Raw genomic sequence first — 8,061 nt, 5'->3', positions numbered from 1 at the left:
CCAGGATCAATCGAGCAGGTACGCCGACAGCGCTTCGCCATTCGCACCTGGCAGATGCGGCAGCCGCCCCCAGCACGGCATCGGCAGGCGCTGCTGCAGCGTGGCGATGTTCTCGTCCTGGCGCTGCATCGCCGGGTCGATGTGGTTGCCGATCCAGCCCAGGCACTCCACGCCACTGACCTGCAACGACTGCGTGGTCAGCCGCGCATGGTTGACGCAGCCCAGCCGCATGCCCACCACCACCAGCACGGGCAGCTGCAGTGCGCGCACCAGATCACGCTGGTCCAGCGTGGCCGAGACCGGCGCCAGCCAACCGCCCACGCCCTCCACCACCACAACGTCGGCCCGCGCTCGCAGACGTTCGAACGCGGCCACGATCGGCGCCAGCTCCACCTGCACGCCATCCTCGGCAGCGGCCAGCTCTGGCGCCAGCGGCTGCCGCAGCGCGTACGGGTTCAGGTCGGCATAGTCCGGCACCGGCCAACTGGCCGCCTGCAGCGCCAGCGCGTCCTCGTTGCGCAGGCCCTGCCCCAGATCTTCACTGCCACTGGCCACGGGCTTCATGCCGACTGCGCGCAGGCCGCGCCGGCGCAGTGCATGCAGCAGCGCGGTGCTGGCTGCGGTCTTGCCGATCTCAGTATCGGTGCCGGTGACGAACAGGGCAGGCGGCAGCGTGGCGGGCAACGGCATCGATAAGCTCCAGCGGGGCAACAGAGCGTGCATTATCGCCGGCCCGGCGCGCTTGCTAGACTGCGGGCATGTTCGCCAATGCCTCGCTTACCGGCAGCAAGCCGGAACAATACGCCCAGCTGCTGGAACAGGCCCGTGGCCTGGTCTACGGCGAGTCCGACCGCATCGCCAACGCGGCCAACCTCTCCGCACTGGTCTACCACGCACTGCCCGACCTGAACTGGGTGGGCTTCTACCTGTACGACGGCAAGGAGCTGGTGGTCGGGCCGTTCCAAGGCCTGCCAGCCTGCGTGCGCATCCCGTTGGACAAGGGCGTGTGCGGTGCCGCCGCCAGCCAGCGCGTGACCCAGCGCGTGGACGACGTCGATGCCTTCCCCGGCCATATCGCCTGCGATTCGGCCTCGCGTTCGGAACTGGTGGTGCCGCTGCTGCGCGGCGATGAACTGATCGGCGTGTTCGACATCGACAGCCCGAAGGTGGGCCGCTTCGATGCCGATGACCAGGCCGGCGTGGAGGCGATCGCCCGCGTGTTCGTCGAGGCGCTGGGATGAGCGCGCCGAAGCTGCGCAACATCGGCCCCAAAAGTGCAGCTTGGCTGCGCCAGGTCGGCCTGCGCAGCCGCGAGGACCTGGTTGCGATCGGCGCGGTCGGCGCCTTCGTCAAGGTCAAGCGCGCCGGCTTCAAGCCCAGCCTGAACCTGCTCTATTCACTGGAAGGCGCGTTGCTGGACTGCCATTGGCAGGAACTGAGCGAGCCGCAGCGTGAGGCGCTGGTGCAGGATTACGAAGCGCGCATCGCTGCGCATCCGCTGAAGGCGGCCGGCCCCGCTTCGGGCCCGGTGCATGAGCAGCGCTTCGATGCTGACGACGACGCTGAGGACAGCGTGGCCGAGCGCGCGGACGAGGATTGAGGCCTCCGCGATCCTGGGGATGCCGGCCAGCGGCCGGCACTACCACTGTGATGCGGGATCGGTAGCGCCGGGTCATGCCCGGCGACTGCGGTCAGGGCTGCTGCAGCTCCAGCAGTTCGCCCACCAGCCCGACCTCGCCGCGCTCCAGCCACACCCGCAGGCGTGTGCCGTGGTCAATACGCAGGGCCCAGCACAGCGACATCGGCAGGCCGCAGACCTGCGACAGCACCATGCGCAGCGGGCCGCCGTGGCTGACCACCAGCGTCGGCACCGGATCGTCATCATCAAGCAGGCGATCCAGCGCGCGCGCGATGCGCCGCTCGAAGTGGCCCCAGCTTTCGCCGTTCGGCGGCGGGAATGCATGCGGGTCGGCATGGAAGGCCGCCAATGCGTCCTCCGGCAGGTCGAACAGCGACTGCCCGTCCCAATCGCCGAAATCCAGCTCTTCCCATTCCTCGTCCGCTTCCACGTCCAGCCCGCGCGGCGTGGCCAGGGCCATCGCCGTGTGCAGCGAGCGCAACCGCGGCGAACTGATCACCCGCTCCCACGGCTGCGCGGCGTAAGCGTCGACCAGTTCCTGCGGCAGACGGGCCAGCTGCGGTGGATCGCTGCGGCCATCGAGGAACTCATCGCGACCGTTGCCGGCATGGCGGACCAGGTCGAGGATCATGCGCGCGTCCTGTACAGGCAACGCGGGAACAGCGGAAAACGGGCGGACATCGGCAACGGCACCACGGGATCGAGGGACCATTCTAAGGGCTCAGCAAAGGCAGTCGAGCAGGCTCGACGCTACCGGCCGCCTGCGATGCCGTAGACTGCGCGCACTTCCAGGTGACCTGCGGCCACGGCCGGCAGGTTGAAACGGGAAGCCGGTGACGCGTGATGCCACGCCAGGCCGGCGCTGCCCCCGCAACGGTAAGCACGTCAGTTCCAGGCAACACCGCCACTGTGCCGCAGGCATGGGAAGGCGCCTGGACGGTGGCCTCGCGCCACCCGGCGGCAAGCCCGGAGACCGGCCCGGAAGCCTCAGGTCGCGATGCGGTGGGCATGGCGCTGGATGACCGCGGCCTGCGCTGCGGCGTCGGCGCATGCCTGCCTTCGCGGCTCCTCCCCTTCGCCACGCGGGCGTGCGTGGCACCTGGAGTCCCCCATGAAGCTGCAGTCCCGAATGCTGTCCCTGGCCGTGCTGGCCGCCCTGCCCGCGCTGGCCCAGGCCGCCGATGACACCACCGCGCTCGACCAGATCCTGGTTACCGCCACCCGCACCCCGATTGCCCTGCAGGACAGCATCGCGCCGGCCCAGGTGATCGACCGCGCGCAGATCGAATCCAGCCAGGCCACCTCGCTGCAGGAACTGCTGCGCGGCCGCGCCGGCATCAACCTGACCAATGCCGGCGGCCTGGGCAAGCAGAGCTCGCTGTTCCTGCGTGGCACCAACTCGGGCCACACCGTGGTGCTGGTCGATGGCGTGCGCATCAACAGCGCCGACCTCGGCCTGGCCATGTACCAGGACCTGCCGCTGGCGCAGATCGAACGCTTGGAAATCGTGCGTGGCCCGCAGTCCAGCCTGTACGGCGCCGACGCCATCGGTGGCGTGATCCAGATCTTCACCCGCCGCAACCAGGGTGACTTCGCCCCGCACTTCCAGCTCGGTGGCGGCAGCAATGGCCTGCGCGAAGCCAGTGGCGGCATCGGCGGTGGCACCGAACGCGGCTGGTTCGGCGCCGACATCGCCTACCAGCATTCCGACGGCATCGATGCCTGCCGCGGCTCCGCATCGGTGTTCTCCGCGGGCTGCTTTGCCGACGAGCATGACCGCGACGGCTACCGCAACCTGTCCAAGAGCCTGCGCGGCGGCTACAGCTTCAACGACCAGTGGACCGTGGAAGGCAGCGCATTGCGTGCCGACGGCAAGAACCACTACGACGGCTACTACAACTACTCGGAGACCCGCCAGCAGGTGCTGGCCGGCAAGGTGCGCTACACCCCGTCCGAACGCCTGGCGTTCACCGCCAACGTCGGCCGCAGTGACAACGAGTCGGACAACTTCGGCGCACCGGGGGTGTTCGGCAGCGCGCAGACCCATCGCGACAGCGCCTCGCTGCAGGGGGACTTCGGCGTGGCCGAGGGCCAGCTGCTGAGTGCAGGCGTGGATTGGAGCGAAGACAACCTGGATGGCAGCAGCGCGGGTTACCTCGTCGACAGCCGCCGCAACACCGGCGTGTTCGTGCAGTACCAGGGCCGCTTCGGCCGCCACCAGCTGCAGGCCAGCGCGCGCAACGACGACAACCAGCAGTTCGGCAACCACGCCACCGGCAGCGTGGGCTGGGCGATGGAACTGGAGCACGGCCTGCGCGTCAATGCCAGCTACGGTACGGCGTTCAAGGCACCGACTTTCAGCGACCTGTACGACCCATGGAGCGGCGTGCGGACGTTGAAGCCGGAGAAGTCCAAGAGCGCCAATCTCGGCGTTTCGCAGCAGGGCCAGGGCTGGCACTGGGGCCTGGACGTGTACGAGACCCGCATCGATGACCTGATCACCTACGATGCCTCCACGATGAAGATGCGGCAGGTGGAGAAGGCGCGCATCCGCGGTGCCGAGCTGACCGGTGGCATGCTGCTGGCCGGCTTCGACATCAATGCGCAGCTGAGCTATACCGACCCGCGCAACCACACCCACGGCAGCACCCAGTTCGACAACTGGCTGCCGCGCCGCGCGCAGCAGACCGCACGCCTGGACATCGACCGCCGCTTCGGCGATTTCCGCGCCGGCCTGACCGTGCAGGGTGCAGGCAAGCGCTATGACAACGCCAGCAACTCGGTGAAGGTTGGCGGCTACGGCACGCTGGACCTGCGCGCCGAGTACGCGCTGACGCCGGAGTGGTCGCTGCTGGCGCGTGCCGCCAACGTGTTCGATCGCCGCTACGAGACCGTAGCGTGGTTCAACCAGCCGGGCCGCGAGTACCAGCTGAGCGTGCGTTACCAGCCGAAGTGAGCGCGACGGTCATGGTAGTGCCGGCCGCTGGCCGGCAACATCATGACCTTCGACAGCGCACTCCGGGTTGCCGGCCAGCGGCCGGCACTACCCATTGCGTCGGCCCGGGTTACCGCCCGGCGACCGGCGTTATCCGTTGCATCAGCCCTGCAACCCCGGCAGCTCACGCAGGTCGTCGATCACCGCCACCGCGTCTGCGGTGGCCAGATCCAGGCCGCGCGGATAGCCATAGCGCACCAGCGCGATCGGCATGCCTGCATCTTCGGCGGCGCGGTAATCGGTCAACGAATCACCGACCATCAGGCACGCCTCTACAGGCAGCCCGAAGTGCGCAGCGATATGCCGCAGCGGCTCACCGCTGGGCTTGCGCTGCGGCAGGGAGTCGCCACCCAGCACCAGCGCGAACGCATCACCGATACCCAGGTGCTGCAGCAGTGGCGGCACCAGCGCTTCGGGCTTGTTGGTGCAGATCGCCAGCGGCACCGCGCGTTCCCGCAGCTGCGTCAGCGCTTCGGCCACGCCGTCGAACAGGCGCGGGCTGCGCAGCAGGCACTCACGGTAGTGCACCATGAATACCGGCATCACTTCAGCCAGGTCGACTTCGCGACCGGCGGCATGCACGGCCTGCTCGACCAGGCGGCGCACGCCATCGCCGATCCAGCCCAGCACCGTGGCTTCCGGCACGCGTGCCACACCGATGTCCTCCAGCGTGCGGTTCAGTGCTTCGGCGATATCGGCGGCGCTGTCGACCAGCGTGCCATCAAGGTCGAACACGACCAGCGGATAGGGATACGACAAGGAACGGCACCTGCATGACGTGGAGCCGTCCATTGTACGCCGCTGGTTTTTGCGCCGATCGGCCTCAACCAATCCGGCGTGCGCGGGTGGCCAGGAAGGTGGGCAGATAACGGTCGATCAGGAAGCGCGGCTGCGGCTGCCAGTCTTCCATGAAGCGATCGATGATGAAGCCGGCATCGAGCTGACCACCGATCAGCTCGGTCAGGCTGTGGCCGAAGGTCAGTGCGTCACCCCGTGCCAGCTTCGCCTCGCGCTCGGCCGGCGCCAGGTCTTCCAGGTCCGAATAGGGGATGGCGTACTGCGGCCGGATCAGACCCTGTGCGTCCAGCTGCGGATCGCGCGCGCCGACGAACAGCACCGGGTTGTAGAAACTGGCCATCAGCAGGCCATCGGGTGCGAGAACGCGCCGGCATTCGGTCCACACCGGGCGCACATCAGGCACGTACAGGTTCGAGATCGGGTGGAACACCACATCGAAACTGTCGTTGGCGAACGCATGCAGATCGCGCATGTCACCCTGTACGGTGCGCAGCTGCAGGCCGTCACGCGCAGCGACCCTGCGGTCCTGTTCCAGCTGCCCGTCGGACAGATCGAACACGGTGACGTCTGCCCCAGCCGCCGCCAGCACCGGCGCCTGCTGGCCGCCCCCCGAGGCCAGGCACAGGATGCGACGGCCGCGCACGTCACCCAGCCAGTCCAGCGGCAGCGCGCGGGGCGTCAGGTGCACCTGCCAGCGGCCTTCGCGCGCGGCGGCGATCGTTGCGCTTTCCACCGGGCGCGACCATTCGCGCACTTCGCTGGCCTGTCGGTCCCAGGCGGCACGGTTGTGGTCGATCAAGGCCTGTCCATGGTTCATGCGTGCTCCTTGCCCGGTGGGCGCCAATCCAGATCCTGGAAGGCCGGGCTGGCGAAACACTCGCCCAGGAAATCCAGGAATCGCCGCATGATAGCGGGCTGCTGGCGCCGTGACGCGTACACGGCATGAATGCCCAGTTCGTCCAGGCTGAAATCGGGCAGCAGTTCGATCAGCTCGCCACTGCGCAGCAGCGGCGCCACCTGGTAGGTCGGCAGCATGGCGATGCCGGCGCCGGCGCGCACCGCCTCCAGCAGCAGCGAGGCCTCGTTGGCGCTGATGTTGCCGCCCACCGCCACCGACAGCGAACGACCGTCGCGGTGCAGCTGCCAGAGGCTCTTGCCGACGTAATGATGGGTCAGGCAGTTGTGCGCGGCCAGATGCTCCGGCGCGGTCGGCGTGCCACGCGCCTGCAGGTAGGACGGCGTCGCGCACAGCACCGAGCGGCAGGTGGCCAGTCGCCGTGCGATCAGGCTGGGGTCGATCTGGCGCGCGATGCGCACAGCCAGGTCCACCCGCTCTTCCACCAGGTTCACCGTGCGGTCGACCAGCAGCAGCTCGATGCGCGCCGCCGGATGGCGCGCGACGAAGCCAGCCACCGCCCGTGCCAGATGGCTCTGCCCGAACGAGACGCTGGCGGTCACCCGCAACGTGCCATGCGGCTCGGGATCATCGCTGGCCAGTTCGCCCTGCAGTTCTTCACCGATCGCCAGCATCTGCCGGAAGCGCGCCAGTGCCGCCTCGCCAGGACCGGTCAGGCTGACCCGGCGCGTGGTCCGGTGCAACAGGCGTGCGCCCAGCCAGCCCTCGACCTCGGCCAGGTAGCGGCTGACCATCGCCCGCGACATGTCCAGCACCTCGGCGGCGGCGGTGAGGCTGCCGCGCTCGGCCACCTCGACGAAGACGGTCATGGCGGTCAATCGGTCCATATGCTCGATCCATGCAACAAACAAGCGCGTTATACGCTGTTTTTCGATCAACTGCAGCAGCCTAGAGTGGCCCCATTCCCACCCCACACCGCCCCACGGAGTCCTGCCATGAAGATCGCCCTCGTTGGTTCCACCGGCAACATCGGCCGCCAGATCGCCCGCCACGCGCTGGCCCGCGGCTACGAACTCACCGTCATCGTGCGCAGCGCACAGGATCTTCCGGCGGAACTGGCCGGTGCCCACCCGGTGATCGCCTCGCTGGATGACCAGGACGCCCTGGTCGCCGCCATCACCGGCCACGACGTGCTGGCCAGTGCTTACGGCCCGCGTCCGGGCGATGACATCGGCCGCGTCGGCGAGGTCGCCGCGCAGCTGGCTGCGGCCGCACGCAAGGCCGGTGTACCGCGCCTGGTGGTGGTCGGTGGCGCCGGCAGCCTGGAAGTGGCGCCGGGCGTGCAGCTGGTCGATACCCCCACCTTCCCGGAGGCCTACAAGCCGTACGCACTGGCCCATCGTGAAGCCTTCAACCGCCTGCAGGCGGTGGATGACCTGGACTGGACCTTCTTCTCGCCGGCCGCCGAAATCGGCCCGGGCGAAGAGCGTGGCCAGTACCGCGTGCAGCCCAAGGCCTTCCTGGCCGATGCCAGCGGCCACAGCCGCATCAGCTACGCCGACTACGGCGCGGCGTTCGTCGCCGAGCTGGAAGCACACCAGTACCCAAAGCAGATCATCACTGCGGCGTACTGATGCCAGGCCGCCGGGCATGGCCCGGCGCTACCCCCCTGTGAGCCAGGCCCACGCTCGGCTCGCCGTCCGCCACAAGGAATGCCCCATGCGTACCGCTGCCTTGCTGCTCCCCCTCGCCCTGGCCGCCAGCTTCACCAGT

General features: G+C 68.7%; 9 protein-coding genes and 1 riboswitch. Of the genes, 4 read left to right on the top strand and 5 right to left on the bottom strand.

The genetic code is table 11. The features are described 5' to 3' along the window. Positions 1–6: 6 nt before the first annotated feature. Positions 7–690 (bottom strand): dethiobiotin synthase, encoded by a 684-nt coding sequence (gene bioD / locus N5D91_RS23950; protein WP_279909137.1) that lies wholly within the window; start codon positions 688–690, stop codon positions 7–9. 68 nt (positions 691–758) lie between these two features. Here bioD and N5D91_RS23945 point away from each other — a divergent pair, with 68 nt between their 5' ends. Further along, the gene (locus N5D91_RS23945; RefSeq protein WP_180855527.1) at positions 759–1,241 is read left to right on the top strand and encodes a GAF domain-containing protein; all 483 of its coding nucleotides are present in this window, start codon (positions 759–761) and stop codon (positions 1,239–1,241) included. Further along, positions 1,238–1,600 (top strand): TfoX/Sxy family protein, encoded by a 363-nt coding sequence (locus N5D91_RS23940; protein ID WP_032128727.1) that lies wholly within the window; start codon positions 1,238–1,240, stop codon positions 1,598–1,600. Before N5D91_RS23945 ends, N5D91_RS23940 begins: the two co-directional genes overlap by 4 nt. 91 nt (positions 1,601–1,691) lie before the next feature. Here N5D91_RS23940 and N5D91_RS23935 read toward each other — a convergent pair whose 3' ends face one another. Then, on the bottom strand, positions 1,692–2,270 hold the full coding sequence (locus tag N5D91_RS23935) for a histidine phosphatase family protein (RefSeq protein ID WP_032128728.1): 579 nt from the start codon (positions 2,268–2,270) through the stop codon (positions 1,692–1,694). Positions 2,271–2,412: 142 nt separating this feature from the next. Next, positions 2,413–2,636: riboswitch (cobalamin riboswitch) on the top strand. Between the two features lie 114 nt (positions 2,637–2,750). Here N5D91_RS23935 and btuB point away from each other — a divergent pair. Beyond that, on the top strand, positions 2,751–4,595 hold the full coding sequence (gene btuB / locus N5D91_RS23930; RefSeq protein ID WP_110710945.1) for a TonB-dependent vitamin B12 receptor: 1,845 nt from the start codon (positions 2,751–2,753) through the stop codon (positions 4,593–4,595). Between the two features lie 141 nt (positions 4,596–4,736). Here the strand turns inward: btuB and gph are convergent, their stop codons facing one another. From gph to N5D91_RS23915, 3 genes are all read right to left on the bottom strand, one after another. Continuing rightward, positions 4,737–5,393 (bottom strand): phosphoglycolate phosphatase, encoded by a 657-nt coding sequence (gene gph, locus N5D91_RS23925; protein ID WP_164161801.1) that lies wholly within the window; start codon positions 5,391–5,393, stop codon positions 4,737–4,739. A 64-nt stretch (positions 5,394–5,457) separates the two neighbouring features. Next, positions 5,458–6,249: a class I SAM-dependent methyltransferase gene (locus N5D91_RS23920; protein ID WP_180855526.1), complete on the bottom strand. Its 792-nt coding sequence runs from the start codon at positions 6,247–6,249 to the stop codon at positions 5,458–5,460. Further along, positions 6,246–7,175 (bottom strand): LysR family transcriptional regulator, encoded by a 930-nt coding sequence (locus N5D91_RS23915; RefSeq protein ID WP_153856215.1) that lies wholly within the window; start codon positions 7,173–7,175, stop codon positions 6,246–6,248. Before N5D91_RS23915 ends, N5D91_RS23920 begins: the two co-directional genes overlap by 4 nt. Before the next feature lie 108 nt (positions 7,176–7,283). On the opposite strand from N5D91_RS23915, the gene N5D91_RS23910 reads away from it, so the two are divergent. Then, complete coding sequence (locus N5D91_RS23910; protein WP_180855525.1) at positions 7,284–7,922, top strand: NAD(P)H-binding protein; 639 nt, start codon at positions 7,284–7,286, stop codon at positions 7,920–7,922. The last annotated feature ends 139 nt before the right edge of the window (positions 7,923–8,061 follow it).

The organism is Stenotrophomonas sp. GD03794 (assembly GCF_029842145.1).
GTDB lineage: Bacteria > Pseudomonadota > Gammaproteobacteria > Xanthomonadales > Xanthomonadaceae > Stenotrophomonas > Stenotrophomonas riyadhensis.
This window is presented reverse-complemented; position numbering and strand designations above follow the sequence as displayed.